General features: G+C 69.8%; 12 protein-coding genes and 1 tRNA gene. 4 read left to right on the forward strand and 9 right to left on the reverse strand.

All coding sequences use genetic code 11. The features are described 5' to 3' along the window. The 5 genes from ACLBWX_RS18595 to ACLBWX_RS18615 all read right to left on the reverse strand — a co-directional run bounded on the left by ACLBWX_RS18595 (position 1) and on the right by ACLBWX_RS18615 (position 7,371). Complete coding sequence (locus ACLBWX_RS18595) at positions 1–939, reverse strand: IS481 family transposase (RefSeq protein ID WP_447676926.1); 939 nt, start codon at positions 937–939, stop codon at positions 1–3. Between the two features lie 336 nt (positions 940–1,275). Next, complete coding sequence (gene ppk2, locus ACLBWX_RS18600) at positions 1,276–2,118, reverse strand: polyphosphate kinase 2 (protein ID WP_447678480.1); 843 nt, start codon at positions 2,116–2,118, stop codon at positions 1,276–1,278. Positions 2,119–2,149: 31 nt separating this feature from the next. Continuing rightward, positions 2,150–5,341, reverse strand: coding sequence for an efflux RND transporter permease subunit (locus tag ACLBWX_RS18605; RefSeq protein ID WP_447678481.1), 3,192 nt, complete (start codon positions 5,339–5,341; stop codon positions 2,150–2,152). Positions 5,342–5,345: 4 nt separating this feature from the next. Continuing rightward, a complete protein-coding gene (locus tag ACLBWX_RS18610; protein ID WP_447678482.1) occupies positions 5,346–6,464 on the reverse strand; it encodes an efflux RND transporter periplasmic adaptor subunit in 1,119 nt (372 codons plus the stop codon). A gap of 274 nt (positions 6,465–6,738) precedes the next feature. Beyond that, the gene (locus tag ACLBWX_RS18615) at positions 6,739–7,371 is read right to left on the reverse strand and encodes a hypothetical protein (protein WP_447678483.1); all 633 of its coding nucleotides are present in this window, start codon (positions 7,369–7,371) and stop codon (positions 6,739–6,741) included. A gap of 394 nt (positions 7,372–7,765) precedes the next feature. Between ACLBWX_RS18615 and ACLBWX_RS18620 the strand changes: the two genes are divergently transcribed. Next, positions 7,766–7,954 (forward strand): hypothetical protein, encoded by a 189-nt coding sequence (locus ACLBWX_RS18620; protein ID WP_447678484.1) that lies wholly within the window; start codon positions 7,766–7,768, stop codon positions 7,952–7,954. A gap of 127 nt (positions 7,955–8,081) precedes the next feature. Then, entirely contained in the window at positions 8,082–9,419 is a 1,338-nt protein-coding gene (locus ACLBWX_RS18625) for a TAXI family TRAP transporter solute-binding subunit (protein ID WP_447678485.1), read from the forward strand. A gap of 118 nt (positions 9,420–9,537) precedes the next feature. Here ACLBWX_RS18625 and ACLBWX_RS18630 read toward each other — a convergent pair. From ACLBWX_RS18630 to ACLBWX_RS18640, 3 genes are all read right to left on the reverse strand, one after another. Then, a tRNA-Ser gene (locus ACLBWX_RS18630) sits at positions 9,538–9,627 on the reverse strand. A 53-nt stretch (positions 9,628–9,680) separates the two neighbouring features. Continuing rightward, positions 9,681–11,786 (reverse strand): glucans biosynthesis glucosyltransferase MdoH, encoded by a 2,106-nt coding sequence (mdoH, locus tag ACLBWX_RS18635; protein WP_447678524.1) that lies wholly within the window; start codon positions 11,784–11,786, stop codon positions 9,681–9,683. Positions 11,787–11,854: 68 nt separating this feature from the next. After that, the gene (locus ACLBWX_RS18640) at positions 11,855–13,450 is read right to left on the reverse strand and encodes a glucan biosynthesis protein (protein ID WP_447678486.1); all 1,596 of its coding nucleotides are present in this window, start codon (positions 13,448–13,450) and stop codon (positions 11,855–11,857) included. 282 nt (positions 13,451–13,732) lie between these two features. On the opposite strand from ACLBWX_RS18640, the gene glmU reads away from it, so the two are divergent. Both glmU and glmS read left to right on the forward strand, forming a co-directional pair. After that, positions 13,733–15,133 (forward strand): bifunctional UDP-N-acetylglucosamine diphosphorylase/glucosamine-1-phosphate N-acetyltransferase GlmU, encoded by a 1,401-nt coding sequence (glmU, locus tag ACLBWX_RS18645; protein WP_447678487.1) that lies wholly within the window; start codon positions 13,733–13,735, stop codon positions 15,131–15,133. A 241-nt stretch (positions 15,134–15,374) separates the two neighbouring features. Continuing rightward, entirely contained in the window at positions 15,375–17,201 is a 1,827-nt protein-coding gene (gene glmS, locus ACLBWX_RS18650; protein WP_447678488.1) for a glutamine--fructose-6-phosphate transaminase (isomerizing), read from the forward strand. Positions 17,202–17,313: 112 nt separating this feature from the next. Here glmS and ACLBWX_RS18655 read toward each other — a convergent pair whose 3' ends face one another. After that, a complete protein-coding gene (locus tag ACLBWX_RS18655; protein WP_447678489.1) occupies positions 17,314–18,657 on the reverse strand; it encodes a dicarboxylate/amino acid:cation symporter in 1,344 nt (447 codons plus the stop codon). Positions 18,658–18,845 lie beyond the last annotated feature (188 nt).

The following is an 18,845-nucleotide window of genomic DNA, read 5'->3' on the forward strand; positions in this document are numbered from 1 at the left end:
CTAGGTGTCGTTGCCCAGAAGGTTGTTCAGCCTTTGCCAGGGTGTCTGTCGGCTGAGGGCGGAGTGGGTTCGGCTGGTGTTGTAGTGGTCGATCCCGGGGCTCATGGCGCGTATCCGCTCGGCGGACGAGGCGTAGGGCTCGGCGTAGATCCATTCGCGCAGCGAGGTCTGGATGAAGCGCTCGGCCTTGCCGTTGGTGCGCGGCGTGTAGGGCCGCGTCCGAACGTGGCGCAGGCCGGCCTCGGCGAGCAGATCGCGGAAGGCATGGCTGCGGTAGGCCGAGCCGTTGTCGCTCATCACGCGCTCGACGGTGACGCCGTGCCGGGCAAAGAACGCCAGCGCCTCGTTCATGAAGGTCAGCGCGCTCTGCTTGGTCTCGTCGGGCAGGACCGCCGTGTAGGCAAGACGCGAGGCGTCGTCGATGGCGACATGCAGGGCCTCCCAACCGATGCCGCGCCGGCCATCGCGCCGGTTGCCGGTGATGCGGTGACCGACGCCCTCGATCCGGCCGAGCTTCTTCGTGTCGATGTGGATGAGTTCGCCCGGCCTCTCGCGCTGGTAGCGGATGACCGGCGGTCGGGCTTCGAGCGCGCTGAGACGGCCGAGGCCCAGGCCGCGCAGGACTCGGCCGACGGTGGAACGTGGCAGGGCCAGGCGCTCGGCGATGACCTGACCCGTCAGCCGCGTGCGCCGCAGAGCCTCGACCTGCGTGCGGATCACGGGCGTGACACGCACCTTCGGTCGGAGGGGCGCCGAGCTTCTGTCGCGAAGCGCCCCCGCGCCACCCGCCCGAAAGCGGGCCAGCCACTTGTAGGCTGAGCGCTCGCTGAGGCCGGCGGCCTGCGCCGCCTCGGCCACGCGCCAGCCTTCGACCAGGATCCGGTTCACCAGGAGGGCTCGACCATGGACCGTCATGCGGGCATGCTGATGCGTGTTCATCCGGGGCGCTCGGTCAGGGTTGGTCGGCTTCGCAACCCCAGCCTCTCACCCCCGCCTCGGGTGAACAACCTTCATAGCTTCGACACCTAGGCCGCTGGCGATCAGGTCGCTGCCGACGTCGCCGAGCGAGGCCGCCCTCGGGCTGCCGGGTCGACGCTGCTGGGGTCCGGAGACCGGTGCGGGCATCCTGCCCTTGCCCCGGCCCGGCGCGCATGGTGGTCGCCGTGGGGCGGCCCCAGGAGGCAGATGTCCCGGCCATGCCCGCTCCCGTCTCCTGTGCCGCATTCCGGCGTCCGGCGGCCGGTGTCCTCGGGTCTGCCGCTGCGGACCCGGCATTCAGTACCGTTCCGGAACGAACCGCCTGTCGTGCAACGCGTCCGTGTAGGCGTTCTTGTCGCTGCGCTTGGGCAACGTCACCGACTCGCGCTTCTGGACCTCGTAGGGGATGAGCCGAAGGAGATGGGCGATGCAGTTCAGGCGCGCCCGGCGCTTGTCGTCGGACCGGACAATGTACCAGGGCGCGTCGTCGGTATCGGTGGCCGCGAGCATCTCGTCGCGCGCCCGCGAGAATTCGTACCAGCGCGCGTAGGATTCGAGATCCATCTGGCTCAGCTTCCATTGCCGGAGGGGATCGTCGATCCGTGCCTGGAAGCGGCGCTTCTGCTCGTCCTTGCCGACCTCCAGCCAGAACTTGATGAGCTGGATCCCGCCGCCGATGACGAAGCGCTCCATCCGGGGACACAGGTCGAGGAAGCGGCGATGTTCCGCCTCGCTGCAGAAGCCCATGACGCGCTCGACGCCGGCGCGGTTGTACCAGCTGCGGTCGAAGATCACGATTTCGCCGGCAGCCGGGAAATGCGCGACGTAGCGCTGGATCGCCAGCTCCGTCTTCTCGCGGTCCGAGGGGGCCGGCAGGGCGACGACCCGGAAAACGCGGGGGCTGACCCGCTCGGTGATGGCCTTGATCGTACCGCCCTTGCCGGCCGCATCCCGCCCCTCGAATACCACGATGACGCGCGCGCCGGTCCGCTTGGCCCACGCCTGGAGGTGGCAGAGCTTGACCTGAAGCTTGCGCAACTCCCGCTCGTAGGCCCTTCGCTTGAACTTCTTGGGGGATTCCGCGCCGGGCGGACCGTCGTCGGGCCTGTCGATCAGCAGGACCTGCTCGGCATCGTGCATCGTCGTGCTCCTTCCTGTCCGCCGGGACGGGTCACTCGGCCGGCGCATGCTTCGGAGGACCCGCGACGCTGTCCGTCAGCGGTGACACGGGCGGGGCCTCCGCCGCGCCGCCAAAGAGCCGCCACGCTCGCTCGCGCAGGCCCTGGAACAGCACGTAGAGGGGGGGAATCACGAAGATGCCGATGAAGGACGCGGCGATCATGCCGCCGAACACCGGCGTTCCGACGTTCCGCCGGGCCAGCTGCGAAGCGCCCGTGGCGATCACGAGGGGCAGCAGGCCGAGGATGAAGGCGAAGGACGTCATCATCACCGGCCGGAAACGAAGGCGGGCGCCCTCGGTCGCCGCCTCCTGCAGGGCGACGCCTTTGTCCCGCTTCTCCTTGGCGAACTCGACGATGAGGATACCGTTCTTGGCCGCCAGGCCGATGAGCACGATCATGCCGATCTGCGCATAGAGGTCGAGGGTGAGCCCACCATACACCATGGCGGCGTAGGCACCGACGATGCCGACGGTCACCGAGAGCAGAACCGGAACCGGGATGGTCCAGCTCTCGTAGAGCCCGACCAGGAACAGGAACGCGAACAGGACCGCGAAAGCCAGGATGATCGCCGTCTTGCCCTCGGCCCGCTTTTCTTGGAACGCGGTGTCGGTCCATTCGCCGCCGAAGCCCACCGGCAGGGTGCGGCTGGCGACGCTCTCCATGGCAGCGAGCGCCTGGCCCGACGAGACGCCCGGCGCGGGTGAGCCCTGAATCGTGACGGCGCGCAGGTTGTTGTACCGGATCAGCGCGGGCGGACCGACGACGATCCGCACCTCCGCGAGGGAGCGCAGCGGGACCATCTGCCCGTCCTTGTTGCGCACGTTGATCCGGTAGATGTCATCGATCCGGGCGCGGTCCGCGGCCTCCGCCTGGACCTGGACCTGCCATGTCCGGCCAAACAGGTTGATGTCGTTGACGTAGAACCCGCCGAGGGAGGCCTGCAGCGCCTGGAAGACCGCGTTGAGGGGCACGCCGAGGACTTGCACCTTGTCGCGATCGATATCGAGGTAGACCGAAGGGTTCGTCGCCGAGAAGGTGCTGAAGACCCGGTTGAGCCGGGGCTCAGCGTTCGCTGCGACCGACAATCCGCGCAGGACCTGGGCGAGTTCCTTCGGATCGCCGCCGCGCAGGTCCTGCAGCACGTAGCTGAAGCCGCCGCCGCTGCCGAGCCCGATGATGGGCGGAGGGGCGAGAGGAACGACGGTCCCGCCGGGGACCTCGCGGAATCGCTGGCCGAGGCGTGCGATCAAGGCCGCAGCGCCTTCGCCTGCCCCTTTGCGCTCCTCGAACGGCTTGAGGGTCACCACCAGAAAGGCCGCGTTGCCCTGCGAGTAGTTGTCGATGAAGTTGAGGCCGATGACCGACGTGGTGTCGGCAACGGCGGGCTCCTCGCGCAGGATGGCCTCGGCCCGGGCCACCACCTCGGAGGTGCGCCCGACCGAGGCGCCTTCCGGCAGCTGCACGACGACGAAGAAGGCGCCCTGATCGTCCTCGGGCAGGAAGCCGGTCGGCGTGATCTTCGCGAGGGCGATCGTCCCGTAGGCCGCCGCGCCGGCGAGGACGAGGCCGAGGAGCGAGAGGCGCACGATGCGGGCCACGGCGGCACCGTAGCCGTCGCGGACCCCGTCGATGGATCGCATCACGAAGCCCATGATGCCTCGACGCGGACCGTGATGGGGGCGCAGCAGCACCCCGCACAGGGCCGGCGACAGGGTGAGCGCATTGATCGCCGAGATGAACATCGAGACCGCCACCGTGACGGCGAATTGGCGGAAGAGCTCGCCCGAGATGCCGGGCACGAAGGCGACCGGCACGAAGACCGAGAGCAGGACCAGCGTGATGGCGATGATCGGCGCGGTGATCTCGGCCATCGCCCGTTTCGTCGCCTCCCGGGGCGACAGATCCGGGTGCTCCTCCATGACCCGCTCGACGTTCTCGACGACCACGATCGCGTCGTCGACCACGATCCCGATGGCCAGAACCAGGGCGAGCAGCGAAACGGAGTTCGCCGAATAGCCGACGGCCTTGAGCACGATGAACGTGCCGATCAGGCTGACCGGGACGGCAAGCGTCGGGATCAGCGTGGCGCGCAGGCTGCCGAGAAACAGGAACACCACGATGACGACGAGCACGAACGCCTCGATGAGCGTCTTCTTCACCTCGTGGACCGTCTCGGTGATGAAGGCGGTCGGATCGTAGGTGACCTTCCAGGCGAGCCCCTCCGGGAAGGTCTTGGCCAGTTCCCCGACCCGCCGCTCGACCTCCTTGAGGGTCGAGAGGGCGTTCGCGCCGGGCGACTGGTAGATCGCGATGACGGTGGCGGGGCTGCCGTTCAGCCGCGTTTCGCGGTCGAGGCTGGCCGCACCGAGATCGATTCGCGCCACGTCGCCGAGGCGCAGCACCGATCCGTCCGGGTTCGTCCGCAGAACGATGTTCCGGAACTGCTCGGCCGAGGTCAGGCGGCCTTGGGTCTGGATGCTGAGCTGGAGCTGCTGCTCGTCGGAGATCGGACGGGCGCCGATCCGCCCCACGGGGGCCTGGACGTTCTGAGCCTGGATCGCCCCGATCACATCGCCCGTGGTGAGGTTGAGGCCCGTCAGCTGATCGGTCCGCACCCAGGCCCGCATGGCGTAGTCCTGCGGTCCCCACAGCGTCGCATCGCCGACTCCGGGGGTGCTCTTGACCTGGTCGAGCAGATTGATCGTGACGTAGTTGGAGATGAACAGCGGGTCCTGCGTCGCCTTGGGCGAGTAGACCGCCAGAACGCCCAGCAGGGCCGAGGACTTCTTCTTGACGGTGACGCCCTGCTTGCGAACGTCCTCCGGCAGCTTCGCGAGGGCGATCTGAACGCGGTTGTTGACGTTGACCGCATTGATATCGGGATCGGTCCCGAGCTCGAACGAGCCGGTGAGCGTGTAGCTGCCGTCGTTGCCGCTGACGCTCTTCATGTAGATCATCTTGTCGACGCCCACGACCTGGGACTCGACCGGCTGGGCGACGGTGGATTCCACCACGTCGGCGGCGGCACCGGGATACATCGTCGTCACGGAAACCTGTGGCGGCACAATATCGGGGTACTGCGCCACCGGAATGGTCAGCAGCGCCAGCGCGCCCGCGATCGAGGTCACGATGGCGATGACGACCGCGAGCCGCGGGCGGTCCACGAAGATGGCGGAGAACATCGGCTCAGGTCCTGTTGGCCGTTTGGCTGACCGGGGTCGCCTGGACGAGGATTCCGGGCCGGACCCGCTGCAGACCATCGACGATGACGAGTTCGCCGCCCGAGAGGCCTTCGGCGATCACGGCGTCGGCGCCCGAACCGCCGGGCTCCGGCTTGACGCGCCGGGTCGCCGCCCGGCCATCCTCGACGATGAAGACGTAGACGCCGCCCTGATCGGCGATGAGGGCCGATTGCGGCACGACCACCTTCTGCTCCGGCTGCCCGGCCTGAAGGTCGACGCGCACCAGTTGTCCATCACGCAGGGCGCCCGCCGGGTTCGGCATCGTCGCCCGCACGATGACCGTGTCGGTCGTGCGGTCGACGCTGACGTTGACGAAGTTGATCCGCCCGAGTTCGCCGTAGGCCGATCCGTCGGAGAACCGGATTCGGACGGCGATCTTGCTACGGTCGGGGCGCCCCGCCCCCTGCTCGTAGCGGAGGAACTCGCGCTGGCTCACCGGGAAGGTGAGGTACATGGGATCCTGGCTGACGATGGAGGTCAGGACGCCGCTGTCGGGTCCGACGACGTTGCCTTTCGTCACGCTGGTGCGCCCGATCCGGCCGGCAATCGGCGACACGATCTGCGTGTAGCCGAGATTGATGCGCGCCGTCTGAAGGTTCGCCTCGTCGCCCATGACGGCGCCCTTCGCCTGGTCCAGGGCAGCGCGAGCCTGATCGCGCGCGACCACGGTCCCCGAATTGCGGTCCAGCAGTTCCTGGGCTCGCTGCAACTGAATCGCCGCCAGCGTGTAGGCGGCCTTGGTGCGTTCGAGGGCGCCTTCGGCCTGCTTGACCGCCGCGTCGAAGAGATCCGGCTCGATCCGGTAGAGCGGCGATCCGCTCTTGACCGCCTCGCCCTCCTTGAAGAGGACCGCGTCGAGGAAGCCCGTGATGCGGGCACGGACTTCCACACGACCGACCGCTTCGATGCGGCCGACAAAATCGAGGGTCTGGTCGATGGCCTTGCGCTCGGCATTGACGGTCCCGACGGGGACGGCGGCGGGCGCGGCCGTCTGCGCGCGCGCGGGCAGGCCGAGCCCGGCCAACAGAAGCAGGGCGCCCCATCGAGAAAGACGGCGGGTCATGGTCGGCCCTCTTGTCGGCAGGGCCACCGGATTTGAGCCCCGTCCGCTGTAATGTCGCAGACTCAGCGCAGCTTCACTTGATCGAACGAGACGCCGGAGGACGGAAATCAGTATCCTGTCGGTAGGGATCTCATGCGTCGTCGACGGGCCGCCTCGCCCCCCTCCGCCGCCAAGGATCGATCGCTTCCTCCCTGTCGGTTCGCCCTCGCCCGAGGATCGGCGCCGTCGCGGCGGTCCGGACCGTCACGGACCGGACCGTTTCGAAGGCGGCGCGTCAGGGATCGTCCGCGGGCGCGATGTCTCGAGGACCGTTACCGCCCCGCATGTCCGCGGGAGGAACACCCCTGAACAGGAGCGCGTGCACACGCTCCCGCCCGATCACGCGACCAAGCTCCCGAAACGCGAAATAGGGGATCAGGGCGACCGCCATGATAATGCCCGCCGATGCGGGTCCGCGAAATCCGCCTCCGCCGATAGCCGGCACGCTGTCGACGATCGACTTCCCACGCCAGAGTCCGATCAGCATGTCCTCGACGGCATAGGCGCCCACGAGGATCGCGGCGAAGACGCAGGACCGGACGAGGATCGGATACAGAAGCGGCCGCCCCGAGAAGTCGGGGCGGACGTCCAGACTCTCCGCAACGAGCATGATCTTTGCCAACACCCAGGCGTTGAAGAAGGCCAGACCAAAGAACCCATAGCTCAAGCCATGCCGTGACAGAACCATCTGCTCGTGAAGAATCAGAAGACTGAAGATCATCCAAAGATACAGGAATATGCCAAGAGTCCTCCTGGCCTCCTTGAGCACCCGACGACCGAAGCGCCGCTTGCGACTGCCGGATTCGGCTGTCGCCGCCGAACCGACGACAGTCGCAACAGATGAAAACCGCGGCTGCCCATCGTCCATGGATCTTCTCCGACGCTCAGTCCGTACACCGGGTCGTCAGACGCGGATGCGACGCCTCTGCATCGCACCTGCGTCATCAGCATACCGTCTCGCGTGCCGCGCAAGACCCGAGCTGCCGGCCCACGATGGTGCGCCGGGAGCCAAGGTGCACGCCGTCGACCGCCGTTGCGCAGCCTGTTCGCCTCGGCTCCACGGCATCGAGGTCTTCCTTCACGTGGCCAAGGCGTCGCGGCGATCGAAGGCGTATGGCCTCGGCCTTTGCGCACTTCTCTGCAAGGCTCATCGGTAAGCGGGCAGTCCGGAGCTTCGGCTTTCGGCACGTCGTTCTTATCGTGAATTGGGCTTGAACGCGACAACAACGCGCGTAAACTGTTCTGCGAAGTGGGAGGCGCGCATGATTGTCCTCGCAATGCTCTTCGCGGCGATCGCTTTTCTGGGGTCGCTGGTGGGACTCGGCTTCATCGGTTTTCCCATGGGCCAGCACGCGATCGCCGGCTACGGCTGGAGCTTGGTGATCAACGGCGTAGCGCTCTCCGCCTTCTGCATTTTCCTCTGGTACGACCGTCCGCGCCAGCACTTCTAGAATCGGCGGCTCTGGGGCGCTGACGTAGCCCGCAAAGGGATCCCGCCCATGCCGTCGGGGCCGTCCCAGCCCCGGAGCCCCGGCGCATCCCACCCCTCCGCACTGGATCCCTCGGGCCGAGCGCGCGATGAGGCCCTTCCTGAAGATCGTTGCGGTCGTGGGCGTCCTCTTCGCGCTGGCCGCGGCGGGGGCTTACATCCTGATGCGCTACCCCGCGCTCATTTCCGCTCGATACACGCTGACCTTGGCCACCGGCCCGGTCGCAAGCGACGGGCAGAAGGTGCTCGCCGCCTTCATCCGCGATCTGGCCTCGGAGCATCCCCTGATCCGCCTGGTTCCCGTCCCGATGGACAGCGTGCACGAGAGCGGAAGGGCCCTCGCGGAGGGTCGGGTGGATCTCGCCGTCGTGAGAAGCGACGACGAGGCGGCAGCGAACGGACGAACGCTCTTCGTGCTCCGCCAGGACGGAATCGCGATCATCATCCCGCCGGACGCCAAGATCGAGACCGTCAGCGCGCTCGCCGGCAAGACGCTCGCCGTCGCGAAGGGGTCCGATCCTGGACTGCTCAAGGCCCTGAGAGAGTTCTTCGACCTGCGCGAGGCCGACCTCATCGCGATGCCCGCGGCGGAGATCGGCCCTTCGCTGAAGGCGCGGCGGGCCGTTGCCGCCGTGGTTTCCGGTCCACTCGGTCCGGGGCCGATCCCCGACGCCTTCGCGGGCATCCGGAAGACCTACAAAGCGAAACCCTCCTACCTCGACATCCCAGAATCCGATGCCATCGCGGCCCGCTCGCCGTCCTACAAGTCGGTTGAAATCAAACAGGGGACCTACGGGGGCACGCCGACGGAGCCGGACGAGAGCATCCATAGTTTCGCAGTCCGCACGCTCCTGGTCTCGCGCGCTTCGCTGCCGGACCGCGTCGCCGGCGAGATCACGCGGCTCCTGCTGACGACGAAGGCGAAGGTCGTCGCCACGCTGCCGGCGGCAGGACAGATGGAGGCGCCCGAAACCGAGCGATCCTCGCTGCTCCCCGTGCATCACGGAACGCTCGCCTACCTGAACGGCGAACAGGAGAGCCTGCTGGACCAGACGGTGAACTATTATTGGCTGTCCGTCATGATCTTCGCCATCCTGGCGCCCGCCGTCGGCTGGATCGCCTCCAGACGCCAGCTGCGGCGCAACCGTGAGCAAAAGGCAAAGCTGCGCCGTGTGGTCGAACTCGTCAGGCTGGCCAAGGTGGGTTCCGCGGCACAAATCGCCTATGCCGACGCGGAGCTCGAAGCAATGTCGGAATGGCTGCTGACGCGGCTTGTCGCCGGCGAAATCGAGCGCGACCATTTCCATTTTCTGGAACGGATGATTTCAGGATTGCGCGCGACCATCGAGAACCGTCTGGCTCGCAGTGAAGGCGCCAGCCTTCGCGATCGCGTCACGATCTTGGATGCGGATCGCGAAAAGCGATAGGCCTCCGACTTTTGCGGCGATCAACTCCCAGGCCGCGGCAAGCTGGGGGCCTTCATCAGGGGATCCCAATCTACTCATGAAAATAACGAAGTGAATTTGGGCCCTTCACTCGGACTCTTGGCGGAAGGGGTGGGATTCGAACCCACGGTGGAGTTGCCCCCACGGCGGTTTTCAAGACCGCTGCCTTAAACCACTCGGCCACCCTTCCGTGCCGGCGGTTCTATCGGAGAATGCGGGGCGCGGAAATGGGAAAACGCGGGGTCAGGGCGCGAGGCGGGTGAGGCGGTCGAGGAGGGCGCGGTCGTGCAGGAGGGCCATGCGCTCCTTCGGCGTGAGCCAGGCCCGGGCCTCGGCGATCTCCTCCGCCTCCACCACCTTGGCCTGGGCCAGGGCTTGGTCGGGATCGATGGTCCCGCGCGGGCGCGGGGCGGTCCCGGGCAGCATCGCGGCGTGGGCCGCCGCGAGGCCGGGATCGGCGTGGAGGGCCGTGAGCGCGTCCGCGTCGTCGAGGCCGGATTCGGCGTTGCGCCGACTGAGGGCACCGGCTTGCGCGGCGATGGCCGGGGGGGCGCGCTCCTCCGGGGTCATCAGCAGGCCGAGGCGCTTCAGGGCGAGCCCGAGGCCGAGCTGGCCGCTGGCCCAGGAGATCGGGATCGCCAGCACCAGGCCCAGGATGGTGGGGGACATCCAGAGGAACAGCGAGGTGGCGATGGCGAAGGCCGCCACCCCGGTGACCAGCCCCAGCGCCATGTGCCAGCGGTGGCGGCGCACGATGTCGCCCCAGGGGATCGAGCCGTCGTCGCGCCGTTGCGGGTTCCAGCCGGTGTCGCGCCCGAGCAGGATCTGGAACACCGAGCCGGACTGGATCAGCATCGCGATGGGGGCGATGAGCGCCGAGAGCAGGATCTCGATCAGGCTCGACAGGACGAGGCGGATCGCGCCGCCGCAGGCCCGGCGCACCGGCCCGTCGACGAGGGCGAGGATCAGGCCGAGGAATTTCGGGGCGAGCAGGATGCCCATGGTCAGGCCGAAGAGCTGGAGCGCGCGCACGGGATCGAAGCGCGGCCAGACCGGGTAGAGCCCGAACTCGGAGGTGAAGTATTCCGGCCGCACGTAGGCGGTCTGGAGCACCAGGGCGATACCGACCACGAGCTGGGCCAGCCAGAGGGGCGAGGCGACGTAGCCGGCGATGCCGGTGGCGAAGTGCTGGCGGGAGGCGAGCGCCAGCCCCGCCGTGCCGATGATGCGGCTGTGCTGGAGGTTGCCCTGCGCCCAGCGCCGGTCGCGCACCGCGACGTCGATGAGCGAGGGCGGGCTCTCCTCGTAGGAGCCGGGCAGGGCGGGCAGCATGGTCACGCTCCAGCCGGCCCGCCGGATCAGGGCCGCCTCCACGAAGTCGTGGCTGAGCACGTGGCCGCCGAAGGGGGGCTTGCCCTTCAGGTCGGGCAGGCCGCAGGCCGCCGCGAAGGCGCGGGTGCGGATGATGGCGTTGTGGCCCCAGTAATTGCCGTCGCGGCCCGACCAGACGGACAGGCCCGTGGCGATGACCGGCCCGTAGATCCGCGCGGCGAATTGCTGGACCCGGGCGAACAGGGTGTTGCGGTTGATGATGAGCGGCAGCGACTGGATGATGCCGGCATCCGGATCCGCCTCCATGGCGGCGGCCAGATGCACGATGCAGGGGCCGGTCATCAGGCTGTCGGCGTCGAGCACCAGCATGTGGTCGTAGGCGCCGCCCCAGCGCGAGACGAAGTCGCCGATGTTGCCGGCCTTGCGATGGTGGTTCTTCGGCCGGTGCCGGTAGTAGAGCCGGGCCGCGTCACCCCAGCGGGCGCGCAGCTCCAGGAAGGCGCGCTCCTCGGCGATCCAGGCGTCCCCTTGCGTCGAATCCGACAGGACGAAGTAATCGAAGGCCGCGCCGTGGCCGGTGGCGTCGATCTCGGCCCGCATCGCCTCGACGCCCGCGAAGGTGCGGGCGGTGGCCTCGTTGTAGACCGGCATCACCACCGCGGTGCGGGTGGTGAGCCGCGCCGGCAGGACGGGGGTCTTCAGCCCGCGCAGGAGCACGAGGAAGCCCAGGATCGCGCCGGTGAAGGCCAACGCGATCCAGGAGAAGTTCAGGGTGAAGAGGGCGAGGAGCACGTACTGGAGCGCCGTGGTCCCCCCTGAGACCGCCACCACCTCGTACATCTGCATCGCGCCGTAGGCGGTGAGGAGCGCCGCGCCCCCGAACACGAAGGCGCGGGCGAGCCAGGGCTTTCCAGGGCGCGAGGCCGGCCGGTGGCCGCTGGCCGGATCCCAGCGCTCGAGATCCTGGACCGGCATCGGCAGCGGCGCCTCGGGAGGCATCGCGGGGGCGAAGGGCAGGGCGGCGTGAGTCGCCGGAGGCGCCGGATCGGCCGGGGCCGTCGCGTCGGGGGAGAGCGGGGATGCGGTCACGGGGTCCAACGGTAGAGCCAGGTTTCGGTGAGCGGCGTGCCGGCGCGCTGCAGGTTGAGCCGCAATTCGCAGGCCTTCTCGCCCTTCGGATCGAGCTCGAAGGCCACCCGCAGGGTGTCGCGCTCGGGGTAGCGGTAGAGGGTGCTCGACGTGATCGCCCCGGAGGCGGCGCCGAGCTGGGTCTGGAGGTCGCCCGCCGCGATGCCCGCGCCGGTGAAGTCCACCAGGAACAGGCGCCGGTTCTCGCCGCCGTGCCCGCTGCGGGTGCCCGAGACCAGGGCGACGCGCGGCGGCTCGGGGGGCTGCCAGCACCAGTGCTGGCGATAGCTGAAGGGCATCTCGGCCCCGGCCGCGAGGGTCGCCTTCGGGCGCCAATAGGCCAGCACGTTCTCGTTGAACTCGGAATCGCTCGGGATCTCCAGCAAGGTCACCGCCCCCGGCCCCCAGGCGCCGAGGGGTTCGAGCCAGAGGGAGGGACGCCATTCCCAGTGCTGCACGTCGTCCTGGAAGGCGGCGTAGTCCCGCGCCCGCTGCATCAGGCCGAAGCCCTTCGGGTTCTCGTCCACGAAGGAGGAGATCTGCAGTGTCTCGGGGTTGCGCACCGGGCGCCAGATCGCCTCGCCGACGCCCGTGCGGATCTGCAGGCCGCCGCTGGCGGAGGCGCCCGCGCGGGCGTCGTCCGACCCGCGCCGGTCGTGGGGGCCGAACAGGTAGCTCGTGGTCATGCCGCCGAGGCCGAGATGGTCGATGGCCGCGCGGGCGAAGACCGTGCCCTCGACGTCGCAGAGGGAGGCGTCGCCGGGGCGCAGGCTCATGCGCAGGGCCGCCGCGGCGGAGGGCGAGTCGACCAGCGCATGCAGGACCAGAGGACCGCCGGGGCCGGGCCGCTCGATCCAGATCGCGCGGAACTCGGGAAACTCCTCGCCCTTGGCGTCGGCCGGGCGCAGGGTCAGCGCCCGGGCCGTGACGCCGAAGCCCTGGCCGGTGGCCAGCAGCCGGAAGAACGACGCCCCCTGGAACATGGCGAAGTCGCTGAGCTCGCCCCCGCGGAAGCGGGCGCGGATGCGAAACCCCGAATAGCCGGGGTCGTCCTTGAGGACCGGCAGGGCGACGCCGTCCGTCTCGAACCGGGCCGGGTCGTAGGGCAGGGCGCGCACGACGCCCTCCTCCACCAGGGCGAGCGCCACGCGCGAGCGGAACACCGAGCCGCGATGCAGGGGCTCGATGGTGAAGCCCAGGGCCGCATCGGCCCAGACCGCGCTGCCGGGCCGGGTGCGGATGGCCGCGTACTGCTCGCGGTTGAGGCCGGTCAGCGCCTCGGGCAGGTCGTTGGTGCGGGGCGCCGCGTAGGGGGCCTTGGCGAGCGCCCGGGCCAGATCCGTGACGAGGCCGGGCTGGAACGGCGTACCGTCCGCGGGCAGGGCCGGGGCCTCCTCGGCGGCGGCCCGGCCCGGCAGGACGGGAAGCCCGCCGGCCAAGGCCGCGAGGCCGGTCGGCTTCAGGAGGGCCACGAGGCCGGCCTGCCGCAGCAGGCTGCGGCGGCTGGGGCCGGCGGACGGGTCGTCGAGGAAATCCGGGTTCGGCGGCGTCATCGGGTCCGTCTGATCGGCGCGGGGCGCGCGCGGAGAGGGCGAGGGGCTGAAGGCGGTCTACCACGCGGAGCCCTGAACCGGTGCTTAAGCCGTCCCGAACCGCGGCGGTCAACGCCGAAGGGCTCCGGACCGTTCGTTTGGTCCCGATCAAAGCCTGCGTGAGGCGGGTCGCCGCGGCGCGCGCGGGGTTCGGACTTGAAACGGTCCCCGCCGCGCTTTAGCCCGCGCAGGAGCACTTCAGCCCGCGCAGCGACGACGGCGCGGCCAGCGGCGGACCCTTCGATGACGGACCAGACGACCAGGATCACGGGGCGCAGCCTCACCGCCATCGTGCTCGCCGCCGGCAAGGGCACGCGGATGCGCTCGGACCTGCCGAAGGTGCTGCACCGGGTCGCCGGCCGGACCATGCTGGGGCACGTGCTCGCCGCGGCGCGGGGCGCCGGGGCCGGCCGCATCGCCGTGGTGGTGGAGCCGGGCCAGGAGGCGGTGGCCCGCGAGGTCGCCGCCCTGGCTCCCGGCGCCGCGATCTACCCCCAGGCCGAGCGCCTCGGCACCGCGCACGCGGTGCTGGCCGCCCGCGCCGCCCTGGAGGCGGGCGACGACGACGTGGTGATCGCCTTCGGCGACACGCCGCTGATCACCGCCGCGACCCTGGCGCGCCTGCGCGCGCCCCTGGCGGAGGGGGCGGCCGTGGCGGTGCTCGCCTTCGAGACGCAGCAACCCGCCGGCTACGGCCGGGTGCTGACGGACGGGGCGCGCGTGCTGGCGATCCGCGAGGAGAAGGATGCGAGCGCCGAGGAGCGGGCGGTCACCCTGTGCAATGCCGGGCTGATGGCCCTGTCGGGCGACCGCGCCCTCGCCCTCCTCACCCGGATCGGCAACGCCAACGCGGCGGGCGAGTACTACCTGCCCGACGCCGTCGGCCTCGCGGTGGCGGACGGCCTGCCCGTGGCGGTGGTGCCGGTGTCGGAGGCGGAGGCGCAGGGCGTCAACGACCGGGTCCAGCTCTCGGTGGCCGAGGCCGAGATCCAGGGGCGCCTGCGCCGGGCGGCCCAGGTGGCGGGCGCGACCCTGATCGCGCCCGAAACCGTTTTCTTCAGCGTGGACACGGTGTTGGGGCGGGACGTTCTCGTGGAACCTCACGTGGTGTTCGGACCCGGCGTGCGCGTGGGCGATGCCTGCGTGGTGCACAGCTTCTCGCATCTGGAGGGCGCCACCCTGGCGCCGGGGGTCCAGATCGGCCCCTATGCCCGCCTGCGCCCCGGCGCGGTGCTGGAGACGGGCGCGCGCATCGGCAACTTCGTCGAGGTCAAGAACGCCCGGATGGGGGCGGGCGCCAAGGCCAACCACCTGACCTATGTGGGCGACGCCGAGGTCGGCGCGGGGGCCAATCTCGGGGCCGGCACCATCACCTGCAACTACGACGGGGTGAACAAGCACCGGACGCGGATCGGGGCGGGCGCCTTCATCGGCTCGAACACCGCCCTGGTGGCGCCCGTCAGCGTCGGGGCGGGCGCCATCGTGGGGGCCGGCTCGGTGATCGCGGCGGACGTCCCCGACGACGCTCTCGCGGTCTCGCGGACCCGCCAGCGCAACCTGCCCGGCTGGGCGCCGGGCAAGCGCGCGGCCCTGCAGGCGGAGAAGGCGGCACGGGCCGAGACACCGCGGGACGAGACGCCGTAGGACGGGCCATCGGACGGCGGCGAGGCTTTTCGACGGGGCATGTCGACGGAATCTGCGCGGCTCGCCGGCGGGGACGGCGCCCCGGCCGGCAAGCCCGTGTTCAGGATTGCCGGGCCAGACTGCCTCGCTGACCGGCCTCCGGGCCGGGTGGCTGGCGCGCGCCCGTCCCGATCCGGTACAAGCCCGGGATGACGCGGCCGGCTCGCGCCGCGAACCGGACTCTTGAAAGACACGAAAACCCATGTGCGGAATCGTTGGCATCGTCGGACGGGACGCCGTGGCCGGGCAGCTGGTGGAAGCCCTGCGCCGGCTCGAATATCGCGGCTACGACTCGGCCGGCATCGCCACCCTGACCCAGGGGCACCTCGAGCGCCGGCGGGCCGAGGGCAAGCTCTCCAACCTCGAGATGCGCCTGCGCGACGCGCCCCTGGCCGGCAGCATCGGCATCGGCCACACCCGCTGGGCCACGCATGGGCGCCCCAACGAGACCAACGCCCACCCGCACGCCACGACGCGCCTCGCCGTCGTGCACAACGGCATCATCGAGAACTTCCGCGAGCTGAAGGCCGAGCTCCAGGCGCAGGGCGTGCGCTTCGAGAGCGAGACCGACACCGAGGTGGTGGCCCAGCTCGTCAGCCACGCGATGGACCAGGGCCTCGGCCCCGTCGAGGCGGTGGCCGCCTGCCTGCCGCGCCTGCACGGGGCGTTCGCGCTGGGCTTCGTCTTCGCCGGGCACGACGACCTGCTCATCGGCGCCCGCCACGGGGCGCCGCTGGCCATCGGGTTCGGCGAGGGCGAGACCTATCTCGGCTCGGACGCCCTGGCGCTGGCCCCCTTCACGGAAGCGATCACCTATCTCGACGAGGGCGACTGGGCCATCCTGTCGCGCGCGGGCGCCGAGATCCGCGACCAGGGCGGCCGGCCCGTCACCCGCGAGCGCCAGCGCATCGTCGCCCAGGCCTTCCGGGTGGAGAAGGGCAACCACCGCCACTTCATGGCCAAGGAGATCCACGAGCAGCCCGAGGTGGTGGGCCGCACGCTCGCCCACTACGTCGACCTCGCCCAGGGCCGCGTGGCGCTGCCCGAGGCCCTGCCCTTCGACTTCGCCAAGCTCTCGCGGATCTCGATCACCGCCTGCGGCACGGCCTACTATGCCGGCCTCGTGGCCAAGTACTGGTTCGAGAGCCTGGCCCGCCTGCCGGTCGAGATCGACGTCGCCTCGGAGGCGCGCTACCGCGAGCCGCCGCTCGACCGGGACGGGCTCACCCTGGTCATCTCGCAATCGGGCGAGACCGCCGACACCCTGGCGTCGCTCCGCTACGCCAAGGCGCAGGGCCAGCACACCCTGGCGGTGGTCAACGTGCCGACCTCCACCATCGCCCGGGAGGCTTCCGCCACCGTGCCGACGCTGGCCGGCCCCGAGATCGGGGTCGCCTCCACCAAGGCGTTCTCGTGCCAGCTCACCGTGCTGCTGTGTCTGGCCATCCATGCCGGCCGGGCGCGCGGCACCCTCGGCGCCGAGGCGGAGCGCCGCCTGGTCGACGCGCTGATCACCGTGCCGGGCCTGATGGCCGACGCGACCAAGCTGGAGGGCGCGATCGAGGTCCTGGCCCGCGAGGTCGCCAAGGCCCGCGACGTGCTCTACCTGGGGCGCGGCACCAGCTACCCGATGGCACTGGAAGGCGCCCTGAAGCTCAAGGAAATCAGCTACATCCACGCGGAAGGTTATGCGGCGGGTGAACTCAAGCACGGCCCCATCGCCCTCATCGACGAGAGCGTGCCGGTCATCGTGATCGCCCCCCACGACGCGATCTTCGAGAAGACGGTCTCGAACATGCAGGAGGTGGCGGCGCGGGGCGGGCGCATCATCCTGATCGGCGACGCCAAGGGCGCGGCCGCGGCCGGCCTCGACACCATGGCCACCGTGACGATGCCCGACCTCGATCCCGTCGTGGCGCCCATCGTCTACGCGGTGCCGATCCAGCTCATCGCCTACCACACCGCCGTCTTCATGGGCAAAGACGTCGACCAGCCGAGGAACCTCGCCAAGTCCGTCACGGTGGAATAGGGCGCCGGTTGCGGGACGCGAACGAAAGGGGGCGCGGACCGGCCGGTCCGCGCCCCCTTTTTCTTGTCTCTCGGGAACCGGGCGCCGCGCGCCCGGTCCGGATCGCGTCGGCTCACACGGCCGGCTGCAGGGCCGGGAGTTCCGAGTCGAGGGGCATCGGGTTGCCGCCCATGGCGGCGGCGAGCTTGACGTCGTCGACCTCGCCCTCCCAGCGGGCGACCACGATGCAGGCCACCGCGTTGCCGATGAAGTTGGTGATCGCGCGGCACTCGGACATGAAGCGGTCGACGCCGAGGATCAGCGCCATGCCGACGACCGGCACCGAGGGCACCACCGCGAGGGTCGCCGCCAGGGTGATGAACCCCGAGCCGGTGACGCCGGCCGCGCCCTTCGAGGAGAGCATCGCCACGAGGAGCAGCAGGCCCTGCTCGCCGTAGGTGAGCGGCGTGTCCGTCGCCTGGGCGATGAAGAGCGCCGCCATCGTCATGTAGATGTTGGTGCCGTCGAGGTTGAACGAGTAGCCGGTGGGGACCACGAGGCCGACGACGGGCTTCGAGCAGCCGGCGCGCTCCATCTTCTCGAGGAGCGAGGGCAGGGCCGACTCGGACGACGAGGTGCCGAGCACCAGCATCAGCTCTTCCTTGATGTAGCGGATGAGCTTGATGATGGAGAAGCCGTTGTAGCGGGCGACCGCACCGAGGACGCCGAGGACGAAGATCGCCGAGGTCAGGTAGAAGGCGCCGACGAGGTAGGCGAGGTTGGCGAGCGAGGCGATGCCGTACTTGCCGATGGTGAAGGCCATGGCGCCGAAGGCGCCGATGGGGGCGACCTTCATGATGATGTTGACGACGCCGAAGATGGCTTCCGACAGCACCTTGATGATGTCGAGCACCGGCTTGCCGCGGTCGCCCATGAAGGCGAGGCCGAAGCCGAACAGCACCGAGAAGAACAGCACCTGGAGGATCTCGCCGCCCGAGAACGCGCCCACCGCCGTGGAGGGGATGATGTTCATGAGGAAGTCGGTGATCGACTGCGTCTTCGCCTTGTCGGCGTACATCGCGATCGACTTCGGATCGAGGGACTTCGGATCGATGTGCATGCCCGCGCCCGGCTGGACGAGGTTCGCCACGATCAGGCCGACGATCAGGGCCAGGGTCGAGAAGGTGATGAAGTAGATCAGGGCCTTGCCGCCGACGCGGCCGACCTTCTCGAGGTTGGTCATGCCGGCGATGCCGGAGACCACGGTGAGGAAGATCACCGGCGCGATGATCATCTTGACGAGCTTGATGAAGGCGTCGCCGAGCGGCTTCATGTCCGCGCCGACCTGCGGGTAGAAGTGGCCCAGCGCGATGCCGATCGCCACCGCGACCAGGACTTGGAAATACAGGGTCCTGTAGATCGGCTTGGGCTTGGGCGGCGCGTGCGGCGCGGTGAGGGGCGATGGTACAGCAGCCATGAGGGCGTTCTCCCGGTTGGTCTCTCGAAGGATGTCGGCTCGGTCCGGGGCCACCGCCCCGCCTCCGTCCGCTCTTGGTCTTGCACCTGCGGGCTCCCGCCGGCCCGGTCGCGCCCCGACGGGGGGCGGGAACGGGGGCGAAGGCCGTTCGGCGGCGAGCCCTGCGCGTCGCGCAGGGCAGCCTTACC

It is taken from the genome of Methylobacterium sp. M6A4_1b (assembly GCF_053345175.1).

Coding starts and splice junctions, on each gene's coding strand:
- ACLBWX_RS18615 (WP_447678483.1), bottom strand. CDS start 7,371: ATGGACGATGGGCAGCCGCGGTTTTCATCTGTTGCGACTGTCGTCGGT.
- ACLBWX_RS18655 (WP_447678489.1), bottom strand. CDS start 18,657: ATGGCTGCTGTACCATCGCCCCTCACCGCGCCGCACGCGCCGCCCAAG.
- ppk2 (WP_447678480.1), bottom strand. CDS start 2,118: ATGCACGATGCCGAGCAGGTCCTGCTGATCGACAGGCCCGACGACGGT.
- ACLBWX_RS18595 (WP_447676926.1), bottom strand. CDS start 939: ATGAACACGCATCAGCATGCCCGCATGACGGTCCATGGTCGAGCCCTC.
- ACLBWX_RS18640 (WP_447678486.1), bottom strand. CDS start 13,450: ATGACGCCGCCGAACCCGGATTTCCTCGACGACCCGTCCGCCGGCCCC.
- glmS (WP_447678488.1), top strand. CDS start 15,375: ATGTGCGGAATCGTTGGCATCGTCGGACGGGACGCCGTGGCCGGGCAG.
- ACLBWX_RS18625 (WP_447678485.1), top strand. CDS start 8,082: ATGAGGCCCTTCCTGAAGATCGTTGCGGTCGTGGGCGTCCTCTTCGCG.
- ACLBWX_RS18610 (WP_447678482.1), bottom strand. CDS start 6,464: ATGACCCGCCGTCTTTCTCGATGGGGCGCCCTGCTTCTGTTGGCCGGG.
- ACLBWX_RS18605 (WP_447678481.1), bottom strand. CDS start 5,341: ATGTTCTCCGCCATCTTCGTGGACCGCCCGCGGCTCGCGGTCGTCATC.
- ACLBWX_RS18620 (WP_447678484.1), top strand. CDS start 7,766: ATGATTGTCCTCGCAATGCTCTTCGCGGCGATCGCTTTTCTGGGGTCG.
- glmU (WP_447678487.1), top strand. CDS start 13,733: ATGACGGACCAGACGACCAGGATCACGGGGCGCAGCCTCACCGCCATC.